Annotated in this window: 14 protein-coding genes; 4 read left to right on the forward strand and 10 right to left on the reverse strand. The window is 66.3% G+C overall.

Annotated features, from left to right (window positions below; translation table 11 throughout):
- From J7643_16400 to J7643_16430, 7 genes are all read right to left on the reverse strand, one after another.
- Positions 1-1,691, reverse strand: a 1,691-nt coding sequence (locus J7643_16400; GenBank protein ID MBO9542170.1) for a carboxypeptidase regulatory-like domain-containing protein, incomplete at its 3' end; no start/stop codon positions are given.
- A 100-nt stretch (positions 1,692-1,791) separates the two neighbouring features.
- On the reverse strand, positions 1,792-3,306 hold the full coding sequence (locus J7643_16405) for a hypothetical protein (GenBank protein ID MBO9542171.1): 1,515 nt from the start codon (positions 3,304-3,306) through the stop codon (positions 1,792-1,794).
- Positions 3,303-5,177: a hypothetical protein gene (locus tag J7643_16410; GenBank protein ID MBO9542172.1), complete on the reverse strand. Its 1,875-nt coding sequence runs from the start codon at positions 5,175-5,177 to the stop codon at positions 3,303-3,305. Before J7643_16410 ends, J7643_16405 begins: the two co-directional genes overlap by 4 nt.
- Positions 5,178-5,188: 11 nt before the next feature.
- Positions 5,189-7,072 carry a hypothetical protein gene (locus J7643_16415; GenBank protein MBO9542173.1) on the reverse strand — a complete coding sequence of 628 codons (1,884 nt, stop codon included), beginning with the start codon at positions 7,070-7,072 and terminating at the stop codon, positions 5,189-5,191.
- A gap of 9 nt (positions 7,073-7,081) precedes the next feature.
- Positions 7,082-8,992 (reverse strand): hypothetical protein, encoded by a 1,911-nt coding sequence (locus tag J7643_16420; protein MBO9542174.1) that lies wholly within the window; start codon positions 8,990-8,992, stop codon positions 7,082-7,084.
- The gene (locus tag J7643_16425) at positions 8,989-10,887 is read right to left on the reverse strand and encodes a hypothetical protein (protein MBO9542175.1); all 1,899 of its coding nucleotides are present in this window, start codon (positions 10,885-10,887) and stop codon (positions 8,989-8,991) included. Before J7643_16425 ends, J7643_16420 begins: the two co-directional genes overlap by 4 nt.
- Before the next feature lie 150 nt (positions 10,888-11,037).
- A complete protein-coding gene (locus tag J7643_16430; protein ID MBO9542176.1) occupies positions 11,038-11,730 on the reverse strand; it encodes a hypothetical protein in 693 nt (230 codons plus the stop codon).
- A 252-nt stretch (positions 11,731-11,982) separates the two neighbouring features.
- On the opposite strand from J7643_16430, the gene J7643_16435 reads away from it, so the two are divergent.
- Together J7643_16435 and J7643_16440 are read left to right on the forward strand one after the other, a co-directional pair.
- Entirely contained in the window at positions 11,983-13,515 is a 1,533-nt protein-coding gene (locus J7643_16435) for a SpoIIE family protein phosphatase (protein MBO9542177.1), read from the forward strand.
- 14 nt (positions 13,516-13,529) lie between these two features.
- Positions 13,530-14,549 (forward strand): c-type cytochrome, encoded by a 1,020-nt coding sequence (locus J7643_16440; protein MBO9542178.1) that lies wholly within the window; start codon positions 13,530-13,532, stop codon positions 14,547-14,549.
- A gap of 52 nt (positions 14,550-14,601) precedes the next feature.
- On the opposite strand, the gene J7643_16445 is transcribed toward J7643_16440, so the two are convergent.
- Together J7643_16445 and J7643_16450 are read right to left on the reverse strand one after the other, a co-directional pair.
- On the reverse strand, positions 14,602-15,408 hold the full coding sequence (locus J7643_16445) for a hypothetical protein (protein ID MBO9542179.1): 807 nt from the start codon (positions 15,406-15,408) through the stop codon (positions 14,602-14,604).
- Positions 15,409-15,434: 26 nt separating this feature from the next.
- Entirely contained in the window at positions 15,435-15,857 is a 423-nt protein-coding gene (locus J7643_16450) for a hypothetical protein (protein ID MBO9542180.1), read from the reverse strand.
- Between the two features lie 148 nt (positions 15,858-16,005).
- Between J7643_16450 and J7643_16455 the strand changes: the two genes are divergently transcribed.
- Entirely contained in the window at positions 16,006-16,371 is a 366-nt protein-coding gene (locus J7643_16455; protein ID MBO9542181.1) for a hypothetical protein, read from the forward strand.
- A 62-nt stretch (positions 16,372-16,433) separates the two neighbouring features.
- Here J7643_16455 and J7643_16460 read toward each other — a convergent pair whose 3' ends face one another.
- On the reverse strand, positions 16,434-17,639 hold the full coding sequence (locus tag J7643_16460) for a peptidase S8 (protein ID MBO9542182.1): 1,206 nt from the start codon (positions 17,637-17,639) through the stop codon (positions 16,434-16,436).
- 197 nt (positions 17,640-17,836) lie between these two features.
- Between J7643_16460 and J7643_16465 the strand changes: the two genes are divergently transcribed.
- Positions 17,837-19,570, forward strand: a complete 1,734-nt coding sequence (locus J7643_16465) for an NFACT family protein (protein ID MBO9542183.1) — start codon at positions 17,837-17,839, stop codon at positions 19,568-19,570.
- Positions 19,571-19,579 lie beyond the last annotated feature (9 nt).

Consider the following 19,579-nt stretch of genomic DNA (forward strand, 5'->3'; position numbering starts at 1 on the left):
GAGCGCACCTTGAACGAGAGGCTGGTGCCGGCGGGGGTGGTGGCGGTCCAGTTCATGCGGCCGTAGTGGGGGGCACCCGAGCCGGAGTCGAGCGGGGCCGAGAGGTAGCTGCCGGCGTGGGTGTAGGTGCCGCCGCGCAGCAGGTGGATCTTGTCGTTGGTCAGGTTGCCGATCCAGAAGACCTTGTTGATCCAGTCCCAGGTGCCGCTGATCGGGTCGTTGGCCCCCGCGTTGTAGTTGCTGTTGATGAAGGTTTGGCTGATGGTCCATTCGGCCTCGCGCACGCCGTCCGAGAGGCGGTACCGGCGAACCCGGGCGGGCCGAGTGGTGATCCATTCGATCGGGTACAGGTAGGTGCCGTCGCACAGCACCCCGTCCACGTAGTAAGAATCTGTGTCCATGGTGAACTGCCGAACCAGCGAGAAGCCCGTGGCGGGGTTGAGAACCTGGACGCTGAAGCCGTTGAAGTCGGTGTTGAGCCGCGCCTCGATGCCGGTCGAGAGGTTGTAGACGTATGTCCCGTCGCTCGTGAGCAGGTGCGGGATGCCTGGCCTGCCGTAGGCGCGATCGAGGGTGGTGAAGGGAAGGTTGACGACGCTCTGGGCCCCGGTCGTCGTGTCGATGCGCAAGAACTGGTTCGGGGCGTTGTTGGTCTGGTAGATGCCGCCGTTCCAGTAGAAGGCCGACAGTACTTGCGGGGTATCGGCCCCGAGGGTGCCGTAGGTGGTGCCCCGGGTGGTGCCGTTGAAGCCGGTGCCGATCTTCTTCCACTTCTGCGCGTTGGCGGTGGTGACGGCGTAGTCGCCCCAGGTCTTGGCATAGAGGTAGGTGCCGTCGCTCACGACCACGCCCGTCCCGTCGTTGGCGCCTCCCCCGACCTGGAAGTAGGCCGTCTCGGAGTTGGCGTTTTTCGGCGCGGGCATGGGCCCTGCGAGCTGCAAGGTCCCCGTCACGTCCATTGCCGTATCAGTGAAGCTGCCCTTGTCGAAGCGCTCCAGCTTCACCACCGAGGCCGCACCCGGGGTCACGACATAGCGCCCGCTGTTATAGCTCAAGCGCGCGACGGGGTCCTGGTCCCTGGCGAGCAGATCCAGGACCATGGTGTTCACCGCGCTCCACTGCTCGGCGATCGCGCTCAGCGGGCTCGTCACCGAGGCGCCCGAGACCGTTTCGAGGGTGTCTTGTGGTCGGATGCTCTTGGCTTGCAGGCCCTGAATGACCGAGACCGCCGTGGTGAGTGAGTTCACCACGATAATGGGGCCCGAAACACTGGTCCAGCCGCTCTCCGTCCAGGAAACGACGGTCCTCAGCCGTGCTACATCCGCCCCCACCCCGTTCGCCGCGATGGGCTTGTAGGCGTCGAGCACGTAGGTGGCGCGCCGGGTCGGAGCGAAGCCGGTACCGGGATCGAGGGCGAAGGCGCCCGCAGCGTTGGTTTGGCCGACGGCGACCGCCTGGTTCGAGGCGTCGAACAGGGTCACGGTCGCCCGATCGATCACCGCGCCGCCGGTGACGAGCGTTTGGCGCTCGGGGAAGGAGACCGTGCCGCTCAGGCGGTACGCGGAAGCCGTGGGGACATCGGCGGTGGTCTGGGGATGCGGGGAAACGCTCGCAGGGGCGCACGCCACCGAGGTCGCACCAGCGACCATGGCGACGCTAACGGCGATGAGGCCGTTCACCCTCAAGTTCATCCGTCCCCCGTTCAGGAAAACCAAGCACCCCGGCCTTCTTATTCCACCGACCATCCAACCCTTAACGACACGATATCGTGACGAGGGCGTCAGGACTGCGTTACAAGCTTCCTTCCGCCCCCATGGCAACGGCCGGCTCGGGCGAAACGTAGGGGCGGATGCTCATATCATCCCAAATGGCGACGCTGCTCCAGGGGGCGGCGCTGCTGCCGGCACGCAGGAAGATGCACGAGAAGGCGCGCGCATCGGCGACGGTTCCGACCTGGGTGCCGTCGATCAGGTAGGCCATGGTCCCGTTGTAGCGGCGGAACTCGTAGCGATGCCAGGTGTTGGTGCGGTTGATGGCCGAGGCCGTCCAGGCTCCGCTCGTCGGGAAGAAGTGATACGTGGTGGTGTTGGTGTTGGTGTACAGGCCCAGCACGCCACCACCCAGGTCATCGCCGACTTGCGGGGCGATCCAGTCGTTGCGGGACGTGTCGATATCGTCGAAGAACCAGACCTGCATGGCGAAGTTCGCCGGGAAGGCGTAGTTGAAGGTGAGGTCGCGGCGCAGGTCGCCCTGGTTCGTGTCGAGCTTGAGGCTGCGCGCGCCGGTACGGGCGGTGCCGGCCGAGGCGGTCGCTGGAGCGCTGCCCCGGATGGTGTTCCAGCCGCGGGCCTCCAGGGTATCGTTGCCGTGCTCGAAGGAGTCGTACCAGTCGTAGACCTGGGCCGGGTCGCTGGGGGCCTGTCCTGCGAAGTTGTTGCCGTAGGCGAGGCGATAGCCGGCATCGCTGCCGGCGGCTGCGATCGCCTTCTGGAGGCGGAAGCGAAGGGTGCTGGTGGCCGAGTTGGGGCCTTCGATCTCGCGGGTGAGCTCGGTGTAGCGGTTGCCGTCCCAGTAGAGGACGCGCAGGTCGTTCATGTCGGCGCGCAGCTTGCCCCCGCTGACGAGGGCGGCGGTGTTCAGGGTGAGGGCGACCACGTAGCCGGCGCTGACGGCGTTGGCGCTGGTGACGGTGAGGGTTCGCAGGTAGCCGGAGTCGACCAGGGTCGAACCGTTCAGGGTGCCGGGCGTATCCGCCTGAGCGTTGCCCCCGACGGGCAGGATGCGAAGGCCGAGCCCGACGTTGTTGGCGCCGGATTTGACGGCGAAGGCCAGGGGCGGCAGGGCGTAGGGATTGCTCGTGATCGGCTGGTTGAGCACCGGATCGGTCGTGCCGGCTTCAAGGCGGTTGGCGTAGGCGAGTCGGGTGCCCGAGGCGTTCTTGGCCTCGGCTTCGAGGGTATAGCCATCGCCAACGGGCAGCGAGGGGAGGGTGATGGTGTAGAGGGTCTGGCCGCCGACGAGCGGGACGTCGACCACGCGGGGAGCGCCGATGCGGGCGGCGTTCGTGAGGGTGACGGTCAGGGTGCTGGTGCCGCCGGGGATGGTTGCGGTGGTATAGCCGGGGAGCGCCTCGAGCGGGACGCGCAGGCGCATGGTGAGGGTGCCGGTCGCCTGAGCGGCGCTCGCCCCCGAGTCGCCGCCATTCCCGCCGATACCCGGGAGGACGGTGCTGAGGGCTTGGCAGCCGATGCAGAGGGACAGGGCGAGGAGGGCGAAACCCGTTCGGCTCATTCGCAGCGGGGTCATCGGATGGCCTCCAAGTTGACGCCGTAGAGGCGAGGGGTGGTGCCGAGGCCGGTGGTGGCGTTCTGGACGGCAGGAGCGAGCGTTGCTCTTATTTGTACCCAGCGATCGCCGTTGTGGATGGGATTGAGGCTCGAAGCACTCACGGCGTAGCTGTCGCCGGTGCCGGTGGGACCATACCAGGTGGCACCCGCGAGGCCGACCTCGCTGCCTGCCGAGCGGATCTGGAGGCGGACGGTCTGGCCGTTGACGGCGACGGCGTTGAAGTTGAGGCGCCTAAAGACCGGGGTGTTGCTGCCCATGTCCATGGGGGCGCTGATCCAGGTGCCCGAGGCGGGGAAGGTGCGGCCGGCGGTGCGATGGAGGAGGGGCCGGTTGTGGACGCCGAAGAAGAACTTGTTGTTCACCCAATCGAAGGTGCCACTGAGCGGAGCGTCCGTGGGGTAGTCCTGCGGAAAGGTGGTCTCGGCCTCCAGTTGGCCGTCCGCGAGCCTGTAACGGCGCATGCGAGCCCCACCCACGGCGCCCGGGTTGATGTACTCCATCGCATACGCATAGACGCCGTCAGCGAAGATGCTGTCCGCGTAGTACGAGGTATTGGCCAAAGGCGTGTTGGCGCCGTCCAGGTAGATCTGGCGCAAGAGCGCGCGGGAGGCCGCGTCATAGATGCGCATGACGAAGCCGTTGTAGCCGCCGTTGTTGATCGAGAAGGCGCCGTTGTAGAAGTAGGTGCCGTCCGAGACGAGGTAGTCCCCGTCGAGGGTCGTGCCGGTGGATCGATCGATCATGGGGGCTCCGATGCTCACGGAGTCCGTGGCCCCGTTCGAGAGGTTGAGGCGCCACAGCGTCCCGTTGTTTCCGTTCCCGCTCTTGATCTGGTAGAGGAGACCGCCGAACACCCCACCCCCGTTGGTAACGTCCATGCTGGGGCCGTAAGAGAAGTAGTTCGTCCCGAAGGTGGTGCCGCCGTAGCCCGTGCCGATGCGCGTCCAGGTGCGGGGGCTGGTCGGGTCGGTGTCCCAGGGCTTGGAGTAGAGGTAGGTGCCATCCGTCGCGACGATCGCCGTGGTGGTGAGGCCCGAGACGCTCGCGGTGGCCTCGCTCTCGGCCTTGGGCCGAGGCAGCGAGCCCTTGAGCTGGACCGAGCCATCCAGCAACGAGACGGTGCCGTCGAAGGTGCCGGTGCCCATGTTGGCGGAGGCGACGGTGGTTCGCTCGGGCAAAGGGGCGTAGGTGCCGTTGGCAAGGGCGATCCGGGCGACGGGGTCCAGGTCGCGCCAGAGCAGGTCGCGCACCAGCTCCCGGACGTTCGCGCCGTGGGCGCTCAGGGTGGGGTTGGCCGAGGTGATGGTGCTGCCGGTGACGACGCCCATGGTCTCGGCGAAGGTGACGCTATTCTGGGTGGCCCTGATCAGGGCGACGGCGGTGGTGGCCGGGCTGATGGCGAGGGTGACGGCCCCCGAGCAGGAGTTCCAGGCGGTGCCGCTCCAGTGGAGGAGGGTCCTCATGCGCACGGCGGTGCCCGCGCTGGTGGCGCTCTTGAGGGTCTTGACGGCCTCGAGGGTGTAATAGCTGCCCGGGGTGGGGGTGAAGGCGCCGCTGACGTCGAGGGTGAAGGCGCCGGCAGCGTCGGTGACGGTGGCGGCGACGGTCTGGTTGGCGGGATCGAGCAGGGCGATGGTGGCGCGCTGGGTGATCTCGGTGGTGGTGGCCGCGACTTCTCGGGGCTCGGGGAAGGCGACCGTTCCGACGAGCTTGGGGGCGATCTGGACGGCGATGCCGGGGGCCTGAGGAACGGAGGGCGGCACCAGGGCACAGCCGATGACGCCGCTGGTGGCGACGAGGGCCGAGAGGATGAGGGGGCGGGGCTTCATGGCGGCTTCCTCTAGGGCACGGCTTCGAGGCTGACGCCGTAGAGGCGCGGGGTGGTGTTGGCGACGGTGATCGAGTCGGTGCTGGCGACGAGGGTGGCCTGGATCTGGGCCCAGCGGTTGCGGTGGTGGATGGGGTTGATGGCCGTGCCGCTGGTCGTATAGTGGTCGCCGGTGCCGGTGGGACCGTACCAGGTGGCGCTCTGGAGGGCGTTGGGGTCGTTGGCGGAGCGGATCCTGAGGCGCACGGCCTGCCCTGTCTGGGTGGTCACGGCGTTGAAGGCGAGTCGACCGTAAAGGGGCGCGACACCGCCCAGGTCGATGGGCGTGCTCGTCCAGGTGCCCGTGCCTGGGAAAGAACGGCCGGGCGTGCGATGAATGATGTCCTTCTGGTAGGTGGCGAACCAGAACTTGTTGTTCGTCGGGTCGTAGCTGCCCGTGAGCGGATCGTCGATGGGGGTCTGCTGCTTGAAGCTCGTCTCGGCTTCGAGCTGGCCGTCGGCGAGCCGGTAGCGGCGCATGCGGGCCGACCCGTTGTAGATGCCGCCGACGCCATTTGCCGCCTCGTTCGCGATCCACTCCATCGCGTAGGCGTAGACGCCGTCCGCGAAGAAGCAGGTGTTGGAGTTGGGATAGCCGATGCCTTCCAGGGGGGTGTTGGCGCCGGTGAGTGCAAGCTGGCGGACCATGCCGAAGCTGAGGAGAGGGTCGTAGACGCGGAGCTGGAAACCGGTGTTCTCGGGGTTTTTTGCGCCGTTGTAGAAGTAGGTCCCGTCCGTGACGAGCGCCGACCAGGTACCCGCGGTGGTCAGCCCGTTGTCCCGGAAGAGCAGCGGGGTCGACAGCGCGACGTTCGTAACGACGCTCGTGGTCGTGTTGATGCGCTCGAGCGTGCCGTTGGTCCCAGGGTTGTACAGGGGCTGGTAGAGCGAGTCGCCGTAGAAACAGCCGCTGATGGCTCCGCTCGTGGTGTTTGCGAGCGCGCCGTAGCTGGTGCCTGCGACCGTTCCCCCGTAGCCGCTGCCGTAGATCTTCCAGGCGGTGGCGCCGCCGCCCCATGCTTTCAAGTAGAGGTACTTGCCGTCGGTGGCGATGACGCTCGCCCCGGTGGCGCCCGTCGCGTTGAAGGTCGCGTCATCGTTGGTGCCAGGGCGGGGCAAGGAGCCCCTGAGCTGGACCGAGCCGTCGAGCAGTTGCCAGGTATTGCTGCTGCTCCCCTGGGCGAGGTTGGGCTGGAAGACGGCAGTCCGGCCGGCGGAGAGGGCGTAGCCCGACCCCTGGGTGACGATGCCCGAAAGGGGGTCCAGGTCCCGAGCGAGGAGGGTGCCGACCATCTCCTTGACGCTCGCCCAGTAAGTGTTGAGGGTGGGGTGGGTGGAGACGACGGCCTCGTTGGCGACCACGCCCATGGTCTCCTGGAAGCCGAGCGTGGCCTGGGTGGCCTTGATGACCGCGACGGCGGTGGTGGCGGGGGTGAGGGCGATCGCTGATCCGGTGCACGAGGTCCAGGCGTTGCCGGTCCACTGGACGAGGGTCCTCAGGCGCACGACACGGCCGCCAGAGTCACCGGCCGAGAGGGGCTTGATGGCCTCGACGACGTAGAAGGCGCCGGGTGCCGGGGAAAAGCTCAGGCTGAAGCTCCCCTCGACGTCGGTGAGGGTGGCGGCGACGGTCTGCTGGTTGGTGTCGATGACCGAGACGGTGGCGCGCCGCGCCACTTCGGTGGGGGTGGCCGAGACCTCCCGGTCGGGGAAGGCCACGCGGCCCTGCATGCGCGCGCCCTCGACACTCGGGCCCTGGATCGGGGCCTGGGCGCTCGGAGTGGTTGCGAGCGGGCAGCCTACGAGCAGGCCGCAGGCCGCAAGGGGAAGGATTAGCAGACGAGGCGATCGCCGCATAGGGGCCTCCTAGGGCAGAACCTCGACGCTCAGCCTGGAGAGCGTCGGGCTCGTGAGCAGGTCGGTCGAGGCGCCGAAGGTGGCGCGAACCTGCAGGTAACGATGCTTGGCGTGGATCGGGTTGAGCGGGGTATCGCTCGCGGTGTAGGCGTCGGTCGTGCTGGTGGGACCGTACCAGGTGGCAGCGCCGAGCGCGCCGAGCGTATCCGCCGAGCGTACCTGGAAACTCAGCTTGCTGCCTGTGCTTGCCTCGCTCACTTGCCAGCCGAGGCGCCCGAAGTGCGGATCGGCGCTCCCCGCATCCAGCGCCGCGGAGGTCCAGGTGCCGGTGGGGATGAAGTTGCCACCCCGCAGGAGGTGGATGCGCTCGTTGGCCAGCTGGCCGACCCAGAACACGCGATTGAACGGATCCCAGCAGCCGTTGATCGGCAGGTTTCGATCGGGATCGTAGACGCCCGAGGTGGCGCCGCTGCGACCGACGCGATCGTAGGTCCACTCCGCCTCGCGCACGCCGTCCGCGAGGCGGTAGCGCCGCATCCGCGCGGTATTGGCCGCGGCGCTCCACTCCATCATGTAGAGGTACGTCCCGTCGCAGAACAGGCCGTCGTTGTAGAAGGACGTCGTATCGAGCGTGTAGGCCTTGACCACCTGGAAGCCCTGCTCGGGATCGAGGATCTTGACGGTGAAGCCGTTGTCCGTGCGATCTACCGAGGCGTCGACAGTGCTCGACACGTTGTAGAAGTACCGGCCGTCGGTGGTGACGAGCGGCGCGGCGGCGTTGACGGTGATCTTGGACTGGTTGTAGGCATAGAGGGTCGTGGGCAGGTCGATGATCGTGGTGGCGCCCGTGGTGACCGACACCCGGAACAGCTGGGTGGGCTGCTTGGCCATGGGGATGTAGACGTACCCCTTGTAGTAGGCCAGGCTGATGCTGACGTTCGGCGGCGCGGTGCCCAGGGTGCCGTAGTTGGCGCCGCGGACGGTCCCGTTGAAGCCGGTGCCGATCTTCTTGAGGACGCCGTTGTTCGCGGTGTTCTTGCCCCAGGTGCTCCACCCGTTGACGTAGAGATACGTGCCGTCGGTGGTGATGGCGCCGGCCGAGTCGGGAGCAACACCCGAGGCGGCGAACACCTCGAGCTCGGAGGTCGGGTTCGTCGGCGTCGGCTTGGGCGGAGCAAGGAGCAGGCGCCCGGTGGGGTCCACCTGGGTCTCGGCGAAGGTGCCGCCGCGGAAGTTCTCGACGACCAGGGGCTGAGCGAGGTCCGTCACGACCCGGAAGGCCGCGTCGCGGTAAACGATGCGTGCGAGGGGGTCCTGGTCCTTGGAAAGCAGGTCCTTCACCAGGGCCTGGACCGCGCTCCAGTTGACGTTGAGGGTGCCGTTGCCCGTGGTGACGGTCGTGCCCGAGACGGTGCCGAGGGTGGCAGTGGCCGCCACGCTGCCGGGCACGAGGCCCTGGATGACGGCGACGGCGGTGGTCAGGGGGTTGAGGACGACGCTGGGTCCGGAGATGCTCTTCCAGCCGGTGTTGGTCCACTGGAGGATGGTGCGCAGGCGCGCCACGTCGGCGCCGATGGCGTTGTCGCGGGTGCCCTTGTAGGCGTCCAGGTAGAACACGTCCCCGTTCGCCACGGCGAAGGCGGCGCTGGGCAGGAGGGTGAAGGCGCCTGCTGCGTCGGTGCGGGTGGTGGCGACCGTGCGGTTGGCGCTGTCGATCAGGGTGACGGTGGCCAAGCGGGTGAGGGCGTCGGGGGCGATCTGTGCGGTGCGATCGCCGAAGCTCACGCTGCCCTGCACGGCAAGGCGTGCGCCCTGGGTCGAGAAGAGCCCGTCTGGACCGGGCGGCAGGTTGGAAGCTTGGCAAGCTGCCGCCAGGAGCATGGTGGCGGCCAGGGCTGCGTGCAAAAGGCGGCGCGTCATGGCAACACCTCCACGCTCAGGGCCTGGAGCTTGGGGGAGTTGTCCGGGTTGGTCGAGCCGAGGGTCGCCTGGACCTGGAGGTAGCGGTGCTTGTTGTGGACGGCGTTGAGCGAGGTGCCCGAGGCGCTGTAGCTGTCGCCTGCGCCGGTGGGGCCGTACCAGGTGGCCGAGGCGAGGTCTGCGAGGGTGTTGGCCGAGCGCACCTTGAACGAGAGGCTGGTGCCGGCGGGGGTGGTGGCGGTCCAGTTCAGGCGGCCATAGTGGGGGGCTCCCGAGCCGGAGTCGAGCGGGGCCGAGAGGTAGCTGCCCGCGTGGGTGTAGCTGCCGCCGCGCAGCAGGTGGATCTTGTCGTTGGTCAGGTTGCCGACCCAGAAGACTCGGTTGGTGTTGTCCCATACGCCAGCGAGCGGATCATTCGCCGCCGGGTCGAAGGCATAAGGGGCGCTGCCGGCAGACCGGCTTTGGGGAAAGGTCCATTCGGCCTCGCGTACACCGTCCGAGAGGCGGTAGCGGCGCATGCGAGCGTTGGGGTTGTACTCGATCATGTAAAGGTAGGTGCCGTCGCACAGCACCCCGTCCACGTAGTAGGAGTTGGTGTCCATGGTGAACTGCCGAACCAGCGAGAAGCCCGTGGCGGGGTTTAGGACCTGGACGGTGAAGCCGTTGTAGTCGGTGGTGGTCCTTGCGGTGATCCCATAGGCGACGTTGTAGACGTAGGTTCCGTCGGTCGTGAAGAGTTGGGGGGGGCCGGCCACCCCGCGCGCGCGCTCTATCGTCGTCGCCGTGGTGTTGACGGCGCTCTGGGCGCCGGTCGTCGTGTCGATCCGTAGGAACTGGTTGGCGACACCGCTAGGCTGGTAGATGCCGCCGTTCCAGTAGAAGGCCGACGTGCAGGCTGCGTAGGTGGCGGTGCCGAGGGTGGCCACGTAGGCGCCTCGGGTGGTGCCGTTGAAGCCGCTTCCGAATTTCTTCCACTTCAGCGCGTCGGCGGTCGTGCTGGCGTAGCTCGCACTCCAGATGCGCGTGTAGAGATGGGTGCCGTCGCTCACGACCATCGGCACGCCGTCGTTTCCTGAGTTGGTGACTTGGAAGTAGGCCGTTTCCGAGCCAGGATCGCTGGGATTGGGCTTAGGCCCGGCCAACTGCAAGGCCCCCGCCGCCTCCAAGACCGTGTCGGTGAAGGTGCCCTCGTCAAAGCGTTCGAGTCTGACGACCGAGGCGGCGCCGGGCCGAATGAAGTAGCGCCCGCTCGCGAATGCCAGCCGCGCGACGGGGTCCTGGTCCTTGGCGAGCAGATCGCTGACCAGTACGCTCACGGCGCCCCACTGGTCGGCAATCGCGCTCTTGCGGCTCGTCACCGAGGCGCCCGAGACCGTCCCGAGAGTGTCTTGCGGCTGAAGGGTGGCGCCCTGTAAACCCTGGATGACCGCGACGGTGGTGGTGAGCTCGTTCAGGACGATATTGGATCCCGAGATGCTGGTCCAATTGCTGCCCGTCCAGGCGACGACAGTCCGCAGCCGTGCAACGTCCGCCCCCACCCCGCCTGCCGCGATGGGCTTGTAGGCGTCGAGCACGTAGGTGTCACCGACGACCGGAGCGAAGCCGGTGCCCGGATCGAGGGTGAAGGCGCCTGCGGCATTCGTCTGGCCGATGGCAACGGTTTGGTTCGAGGCGTTGAACAGGGTAACGGCCGCCCGGTCGATCACTGCGCCACCGGTGACGAGCGTCTGGCGCTCGGGGAAGGCAATCATACCGCTCAGGCGGTACGCGGAAGCGGCGTCGGGCGTGGCAGTGAGGGGCCGGGGGGAAAGGCCTGTCGGCGCGCATGCGACAAGGGTCACGCCCGCTAGAAGCGCGATGCTGGCCGCGATGAGGTTGCGAGCTCCTCGTCCCATCCGTCCTCCGGCCAACAAGAAGCGGCCAGGGATTCTTATTCCACGCCTGTTCGAGACCGAAACGGCCTGTGGGCAATGCTTGCGTGAAGATGCGAGACGCCCCGCTCCCAATCAGGAGCGGGGCGTCGAGACGGGTCGCGCGAAAGTGGCCTAGTGGCCTGCGCCGGCGCTCGCCGAGGCGGCATCGATCAGCTGGTTGATCGTCGCCTGGTCGAGGGTCATGTTGGGGGCAGCCTCGAAGCTACCGGGAACCTCGGCGCCCTGGCTACCGTTCTGAGCGTTCTTAGGGTACGGCCACTTGGTCTTCATGGATTCGCTGGCCGCGGCCTCGAGGAAGTAGAACGACTTGAGCTCGGGGTTGGTGGGCGTCTTGCCCTGGAGGCTCTTGAAGAAGTAGGCGATCGCCTTCAGGTCTTCCTTGTCGTACTTGGCAAGGGCGGGCATGGGGGGGAGCAGCTTGGGGGCGTACGCGCCGTTGGGGAGCTTGACCGAGGTGCGCTCGGCCCAGTACTCGGCGAGGTCCGCGGCCTCAAGGGTCTTGACCTTGCTGCCCTCGTAAGGGGTCAGGTTCGGCGAGACGCCGATGCCGAGCGGGGGGGTCATCCAGGCGTTGCCGCCCTCGCCCATCTTGCTCATGTCGGGGCCCTGCTGGCCGATCGGGGAGTGGCACGAGATGCACTCGCCGATGTCGGCGAGGTACTTGCCGCGCTCGACGTACTGCTCGACCGACGTGGTGGTGAGGGGGGTGCTGGAGTTGGGAGTCGAGGCGGTGCAGCCGGCTACGACTGCCGCCACTGCTGCCGTGGTGCCAAGGCCGAGAAGCATGCCGAGCTTGAAGCGCATTCAGAGCCCTCCGTAGAAAATACTGAGACGACGACCCACTGTCTGTACCCGTTACCCTTGCTCGTCTAACAGTCAAGAAGCCCGGTCCAAAAATTCGTACCCTTGCAGGGTCCCTCTCTATCCCTCGTTGTGTTAGGTTGAGAGGGCTTAATCCCCTGCTAGCCTGCTTTTCGCCTGTGGTTACGTTTGGTAAGCGAGCGAACAGGGTATGAGAGGCCGGAGTTTCGAGCCCCATACGCTAAGGAACGGTCGATGGAAAAAGACGCGCTGCTCACCAACCTCAAGAAGTCCTCCACGGCGACGGGCTTCATGGTCGGAACCCTGGTCTTCGCCGTGGTGCTGATACTGGTAGCAGGTGGCATCTACCGCTCCATGGCCCAGATCAACGGGAGCATCAACTCGCTCTTGTCGAGCAGCGGCAACAACCAGTCCGCCTCCTACATCGTGACGAGCTTCCTGCGCGCCGAAGAGCTTCAGAGCCGCTACATCTTCGCCCCGAACGCCGCCGAGCGCGCCAAGATCTACCCCGAGCTGACGGACGAGGCCCTCAACGTGAAGGCCGGCGTCCGCGCCCTGTCGCGCTTCTTCACCAACGACGAGCAGAAGGCCGAGATCGACGAGAAGATCAAGCCCGCGGTCAAGGAATGGGCCGGCCTCAACGAGGAGATCATCGACCTGGTCGACAACGGCCACGCCCAGGACGCCTTCAAGCTGAAGGCCACCAAGGGCGCCGGGCTGACCAGCCAGGTCATGGGCTTCTTGACCCACGAGCTGACGGCGCTCAACGAGAAGGTCATCGAGGCCGAGCACAAGGCCACCACCCGCAAAATCCGCGACGCCATCCGCCAGTTCGCGATTGGAAGCGGCCTGTTGCTCGTGCTGGGCATCGCCTTCGTCGTCTTCATCTCGCGCCGGATCATGGGCGTCGAGGTCCAGAAGGAGAAGCAGCAGGTCGAGCTCTACAAGATGGAGGCCATCAAGGAGAAGCAGCAGGCCCAGCTCGCGCAGATGGGCAAGGAGATGGAGATCGCCACCCGCATCCAGACGGCGCTCATCCCCACCGACACGTCGGTCCCCAACTACGAGATGACCATGGAGCTCATCACCGCCACCGAGGTCGGCGGCGACATGATCGACTACTTCCCCCAGGAGGACGGCCGCTACTGGCTCGCGGTGGGTGACGTCACGGGCCACGGCCTGACCCCCGGCCTCGTCATGATGATGGCCCAGTCCATGTTCACCGCCCTGGTGGCCGAGGACCCCAACGCCCAGCCGAGCGAGCTCTTGAGCCGCCTCAACGAGACCCTGCACCAGAACGTCAAGTATCGCCTCCAGAACGACAACTACATGACCCTGCAGGTCATCCACCACCTGGGCGACGGCCAGTTCGTCGCGGCCGGCATGCACTGCGACGTCCTGATCTACCGCGCCGAGACCGGCAAGGTCGACCTGATCGAGACGCCGGGCTTCTGGACCGGGTTCGTGCCGGACGTGCGCGAGATGACCTTCGATTACACCTTCGACATGGCCCCGAACGACGTCATGCTCCTCTACACCGACGGTCTCATCGAGGCCAAGAACGCCGAGGAGGAGCAGTACGACATGGAGCGCCTCGAGCAGGCCCTCATCCGCTACGCGCACCTGCCCGTCGAGGAGATCAAGGCCCAGATTCTCGCCGAGGTGCGCGCGTGGATGTCCGAGCAGCTCGACGACATCTCCATCGTGGTGCTCCGCCGCCAGGAGGGCGCCGCCCACGAAACCAAGGCCATCGAAGCCGCCGAATAACGAGGACGCTAGCCGTGAAAGCCGATTGGTCGAAAACGCTCGGGGTGGCGCTGGGGGGGATCCTGCTCGTTGCAGGGGCTGCTCAGGCCCAGCAGCTCAAGATCAAGCCCGAGTGGGGCCTGCGCCCCTTGCCCGCGGTGAAAGCCCCCGCGAGCAACCCTACCACCCCCGCCAAGATCGAGCTGGGCAAGATGCTCTTCTTCGACCCGCGGATCTCGGGCGACGGCTCCCTCTCGTGCGCCTCGTGCCACCTGCCGAGCAAGGGCTGGGCCGACGGGCGTCCCACGGGCAGCGGCTTCAAGGGCAAGGTGCTTGCGCGCAACACCCCTTCGGTCATCAACTCGGCCCACTACAAGACCCAGTTCTGGGATGGGCGCGCCCCCTCGCTCGAAGAGCAGGCCAAGGGCCCCCTGTTCAACCCCGACGAGATGAACAGCACCCCCGAGAAGGTGGTCAAGGCCCTCTCGGGCATCCCCGAGTACCGCAAGCGCTTCAAGCAGGTCTTCGGCGGCGAGCCGACCGTGGATCGGACGGCGGCTGCGATCGCCGCTTTCGAGCGCACCATTGTGAGCGGCCCTTCGGCCTTCGACCGCTACCTCAAGGGTGACAAGAAGGCCCTGAGCGCCTCGGCCCGTCGCGGCTTCAGGGTCTTCACCCGTGATGCGGACTGCATCGCCTGCCACAAGGGTCCCAACTTCACCGACGACAACTTCTACAACATCGGGGTGCCGGGCTCGGGCGACAAGGACAAGGGCCGCTATGCGATCAGTCGCGATCGCAAGGACATGGGCGCCTTCAAGACCACCGGCCTGCGCGACGTGGCGCTCACCGCCCCCTACATGCACGACGGGTCCATGAAGACCCTGCGGGATGCGGTCAAGCACTACGAGAAGGTCGAGGAGTCCTACCCCAACCTCAGCGACAAGATCAAGCGCTGGGGCATGACCTCGGACGATATCGACGACGTGGTCGAGTTCTTGAAGGCCCTGAGCGGGCCGCCCATCAAGGTGACCCCGCCCAAGCTGCCCAGCTAGACGACAAACGAGGGGCCCCCGGATTTTCCGGGGGCCCCTCGCGTTACGTTGTTTACTCCTCGTCGTCCTTGCCCTGGAACACGATGGTGCGCCGGGGGAAGAACGGGGCGTCGAAGTGGGCGTGGTACTCGAAGCCGACCCGCAGCGTGTCCTTGTCGGGCGAGAAGGTCCGGCCGTAGGTCGTGCCGGGGCCCATGCGCCCGACCATCAGCACCAGGACGTGGGGCGTGTCGGGCAGCCACCACTGGAGACCCGCCGTCCAGTTGAAACCGTACTTGTCGATGACGCTCTGGTCCATGGGGGCGACCACGTCGCCGATCAGGTTGAGCCCTTCGGCGATGGAGTAGGAGAGACCCATCCCCGCGGCCGTCATCCAGCCGGGATTGTTGTAGTCCGCCACATAGCTGAAGTAGCGGCCCACCAGCCCCACCCCGAGCCCGGGCAAGAGGTTGTTCTTCGAGGCGATCACCTCGCCGATGCCGCTGCCCGAAACGTGGGTCGAGTAGGCGACCCGACCCGTGAGGGCGAAGGGGGCGTCGTCGTACTCGTCCATGAGCTGGTAGCGCAGGCCCAGCTCACCGTCCACCGGCCGGTTGCGGGTCGAGCCGTAGAGGTCCAGCGTCAGGTTCTTGGTGATCCCGAGGCCGGCCGCCAGGGCCGGGGCGCTGTCCGAAGGGAAGGCCTGGGCGTTGTAGCGGTGCGACATGCGCAGGAACATCTGCCCCTTCTTGGTCGAAAGGGGCGAGGGGATGTCCGGGGTGCCGTAATCGAACTGGCTGGCGAAGGCCGGGGCTGCCGACGCGCCGAGGGTGGCCAGCGCGAGGGCCCCGAGGGCGAGTGTCCGGAGGGTGTGGCGCATGGGCGTTGGGCTTTCCTTTCTGGACATTACTGGATGCCGGCTTTCTTCAGCTTGGTGTTGACGTAGTCCTGCCACTCGGGGGGCACGTCGCCGAATCCCTTGGTCGGCAGCTGCGAGACGAAGGTGATGAGGTCCAGGAATTGGGCATCGGTCAGATCGAGGCCGGCGTCCTCCTCCATGTGCTTGAGGGCCTTGGCGATCAGGCGCTTCTCGCTGATCTGGCCCGCGCGCTCGGTCAGGTTGGGCACCTGCTTGCCGCGCACGACCTCCTTGGTGGTGAACCCCTTGGGGTGACACGACATGCAGGCCTTGTCGTTGTCGCCCTTGGTCATGAAGATGCGCTTGCCCTTGACGGGGTCGCCGTTCAGCTCCGCCGAGGCGCTCTGGGGAATGGCCGCGAGCAGCAGCGCGGCCAGAGATGGGACGAGGATTCGGTTCAGCAGCGGCATGGGTTCATCTCCTTTCCGGCAATATACCTCTGAAACGGGCGAGTTAAGCGCGGTTTGGGGCTTGATAGCTTGGCGATCGTCGGTGGTATATTTCGCTAGCCCGCCACAGGCGGGTCAAGCTGTTCGCGCATATTGGAAAGGCAGACCGATGAAACACGCCATGGCCCTCGGGTTGACGCTCGTCGTCGCGCTCGCGACCGGCTGCACCAACCGCGTCGTCGCAGTCCAGGCAGCCAAGATCCGCACCTACTCGACCGACATCAAGCCGATCACGAGCGACCAGCGCTGCTACCAGTGCCACGTCCAGCAGAAGGGCCAGGTCTTCGCCGACGGGATGAGCCTCGGCACCTACGCCTACGACAGCAGCAGCAAGCGGATCAGCATCAAGGCCATGGTCCAGAGCAACGCCAGCGCCAAGGCCAATCCCGCCGAGGGCTTCTTGACCGAGGCCCAGACCCAGACCGTCCTCGACTGGATCGCGGCGGGCACCCCGAACGACGACAAGCCTTTCTAGCAAACAGACGAAAACGAAGGGCCCCCGGTTCAACCGGGGGCCCTTCGTTTGATGTCTTGATATTAGAGGCTGACGGCCTTGAGCGCGTCGACGCGGCCGTGGCCGAAGTACTGGTCGAAGCCGGGCTGGCCGAGGTCAGCAACCGCCTTCTCCATGGCCTGGCGAACCTGCTCGCGGTTCCACTCGGGGTGCTGGCTGCGGATGAGGCCCGCAACGCCGGCGGCGAAGGGCGAAGCCATCGAGGTGCCGCTCATCGTGGAGTACGAGGTCTTGCCGGTGCCGTTGGCGTAGGTGGGAACGGTCGAGAGGATCTGGTGGCCGGGGGCCGCCACGACGACCGTCTTGCCCCAGTTCGAGAAGGAAGCCTTCTGGTCCTTGGCATCGGTGGCCGCGACCTCGATCACGCCGGGGTAGGTCGAGGGCAGGTGGGGCGCGGTCTCGGGATCGTTCATGGCGTTGTTGTTGCCGGCCGAGGCGCAGAGCACGACGTCCTTGTCGAGGGCGTACTGGAGGGCGTCCTCGACGACCTTGCTGCGCTTGTAGAGGCCGAGGCTCATGGTCATGACCTTGGCGCCGTTGTCAGCCGCCCAGACGATGCCGTCGGCGATGGTCTGGTCGCTGCCGCCACCCTGCGAGTTGAGGACCTGGACCGCCATGATGCCGCAGTTGGGGGCAACGCCCGCGGTGCCGACGCCGTTGAGGGCAGCGGCCGCGATGCCGGCGCAGTGGGTGCCGTGGCCATTCATGTCCTTGACGTTGGCGTCCTTCGAGAACACGTTGTAGGCCTTGACGATCTTGTCCTTGAGGTCGGGGTGGGTCATGTCCACGCCGCTGTCGATGACGGCGATCATGGTGTTCATGTCACCCTTCTGGGTGTCCCAGGCCTGGAGGGCGTTGGTGATGTTGAGCGAGTACTGGTCCTTGATCATGGGGTCGTCATAGACGTCCATCATGACGCGGTTGACGTTGTGGGCGTACTTGACCGAGTACTTGGCCTTGATGTCGGCGATGACCTGCTCGGGGGTCTTGCCCGAGGGGACTTCGATGACGCTGGCGTTGATGCCCTTGATCGTCTTCTTGACCTTGTAGGGGAGGCCCTTCACCGAGGCGGTGTTGAAGCGGACCACGATCTCGGTCTTGGACGTGCCGTCCGCGCGGAAATCGGTCGACGAATCGCCGCCACCGATGCCACCGATCATGGGGCCAGTGGAGCAGCCGGCGAGGAGGGCCATCGCGAGCGAACCAGCAACCAGGGACAGCTTCTTCATCCAGTCGTACCTCATGTTAAGAAGGGTGCGTGAATCGTTAGAGGAATTTTAGCGATGGATTAAGAATTTAGCAAGACCTTAATTTTGATTTAACAAATTAAGGGTGCCTTAAAAACTAAATGGTTCTTTACCTCGCCATAGTCTCCGAGTGGGTTATCGCCTGCTTTTGCAGAAACTTGCGCGCTATAATTGATCGTATGCAGATCCAAGACAGTCTCACCCTCGCCGCCGTCGTCTCCGAGCTCCAGCGCGTTTGCACGGGGGCTCGCATCGACAAGATCCACCTCCCCACCGCTCACGAGATGGTTTGGAACCTCCGGGGCGAGGGGAAGAACCTGCGCCTGCTCTTCTCCATCCGGGGGAACTACGCGCGGCTGCACCTGACTCAGCGTCGCTACGAGAACCCCGCCCAGCCGCCCATGTTCTGCATGCTCCTGCGCAAGCACCTGGAAGGCAGCCGGATCCTGCGCATCGAGCAGCTCGAATTGGAGCGGGTGGTGCAGATCGTGACGGCGGGCCGCGACGAGCTGGGAGATCCGACCGAGCGGGCGCTGGTCGCCGAGATCACGGGCAAGCACGCCAACCTGATCCTGTTGGACAAGCCGTGGGGCACGGTCATGGGCAGCCTGCGCACGGTCACCGAGGCCGTCAGCCGCGAGCGCCAGATCATGCCGGGGCTGCCTTACGATCCGCCCCCCATCTCTGCCTCCAAGCTGGATCCTCGGCGGCTGTCACCGGGCGATCTGTGGACGGTGCTCGCCAAGGGCGGGGCGGCGGAGGCTGCGATCCTCTCGGGCGTGCACTCGCTCAGCCGGGCGGCGATCGCCCAGCTCCTCGCAGCCGCCGGCATCGACCCCAAGGCCAAGGGGGACACCCTCGACGCCGAGGCCCTCGTGCGCCTGGAAACGGTCTGGCAGACGGCGATGGAGAACCTCGCGGCCGGTCGCTTCCGCCCCGAGCTGAACAAGGGGCCCGGCTGGGAGTACCGGGTGCTCGCGGTGGGGGCGGAGCCTCTGCCCGAGGTCTCGGTCAGCGACATGCTGGATGCCTACTACGGCACGCGTGAGACCTCGGAGCGGCTGGAGAATCAGCGCTCACAGCTCACGAACCTGGTTCGCGAGCGCCTGGAGAAGCTTCGGCACCGTCGGGTGGGCCTCATCGAGACGGTGGAGGCGGGTCGCCAGGCCGAGGAGCTGCGTCAGTGGGGCGAGCTGATCCAGGCCTACGGTTACGGCCTGCCGCCGCGTAGCGAGGTCCTCGAAGCCGAGAACTACTACATGGAAGGGTCACCCCGGATTTCGATCCCGCTCGATCCGCGCTTGACGCCCATGGAGAACGCCCAGCGCTACTTCCGCCGCTACCAGAAGGCCAAGGGGGGCCTGGAGACCAGCGAGCGCTTCCTGACTGAGGTGGAGGACGAGCTTTCTTATTGGGAAGGGGTCGAGACCTCGATCCGCGTGAGCGATCGCGTCGAGGAGCTCGCCGAGATCCGTGCCGAGATCCAGCCGGTGCCGGCGCACAAGCAGCCGAAGAAGGCTCCGCCCGTGACCGAGCCCATGCGCTTCGTGTCGAGCGACGGGTGGGAGATCCTGGTCGGCAAGAACAACCGCCAGAATGACCAGCTTTCCATGAAGCTCGCGCGGCAAGACGACTGGTGGTTCCACACCCAGAACATCCCAGGGTCGCACGTCCTGGTGCGATCGGCGGGCGGTGCGCTGCCGGATCGGACCCGGGATGAGGCGGCGCTGCTCGCGGCCTACTACAGCCAGGCGCGCGAGAGCAGCAAGGTGCCCGTCATCTTCACCCAGCGCCGCCACCTCAAGAAGCCGTCGGGCGCGAAGCCGGGGCTCGTCATCTATGAGAAGGAGAAGGCCGTCTTCGTGACGCCCGAGCCCGGGGCGATCGCTGCGATCGCGCGAGGAGACGCCTAATCCTGACGC

Source organism: bacterium (assembly GCA_017744355.1).
GTDB lineage: Bacteria > Cyanobacteriota > Sericytochromatia > S15B-MN24 > UBA4093 > JAGIBK01.

Excerpts from the sequence above, each read along its gene's own strand:
- J7643_16405 (MBO9542171.1), bottom strand. The coding sequence starts at position 3,306 with ATGACCCCGCTGCGAATGAGCCGAACGGGTTTCGCCCTCCTCGCCCTG.
- J7643_16410 (MBO9542172.1), bottom strand. The coding sequence starts at position 5,177 with ATGAAGCCCCGCCCCCTCATCCTCTCGGCCCTCGTCGCCACCAGCGGC.
- J7643_16415 (MBO9542173.1), bottom strand. The coding sequence starts at position 7,072 with ATGCGGCGATCGCCTCGTCTGCTAATCCTTCCCCTTGCGGCCTGCGGC.
- J7643_16420 (MBO9542174.1), bottom strand. The coding sequence starts at position 8,992 with ATGACGCGCCGCCTTTTGCACGCAGCCCTGGCCGCCACCATGCTCCTG.
- J7643_16425 (MBO9542175.1), bottom strand. The coding sequence starts at position 10,887 with ATGGGACGAGGAGCTCGCAACCTCATCGCGGCCAGCATCGCGCTTCTA.
- J7643_16430 (MBO9542176.1), bottom strand. The coding sequence starts at position 11,730 with ATGCGCTTCAAGCTCGGCATGCTTCTCGGCCTTGGCACCACGGCAGCA.
- J7643_16435 (MBO9542177.1), top strand. The coding sequence starts at position 11,983 with ATGGAAAAAGACGCGCTGCTCACCAACCTCAAGAAGTCCTCCACGGCG.
- J7643_16445 (MBO9542179.1), bottom strand. The coding sequence starts at position 15,408 with ATGCGCCACACCCTCCGGACACTCGCCCTCGGGGCCCTCGCGCTGGCC.
- J7643_16450 (MBO9542180.1), bottom strand. The coding sequence starts at position 15,857 with ATGCCGCTGCTGAACCGAATCCTCGTCCCATCTCTGGCCGCGCTGCTG.
- J7643_16455 (MBO9542181.1), top strand. The coding sequence starts at position 16,006 with ATGAAACACGCCATGGCCCTCGGGTTGACGCTCGTCGTCGCGCTCGCG.
- J7643_16460 (MBO9542182.1), bottom strand. The coding sequence starts at position 17,639 with ATGAAGAAGCTGTCCCTGGTTGCTGGTTCGCTCGCGATGGCCCTCCTC.
- J7643_16465 (MBO9542183.1), top strand. The coding sequence starts at position 17,837 with ATGCAGATCCAAGACAGTCTCACCCTCGCCGCCGTCGTCTCCGAGCTC.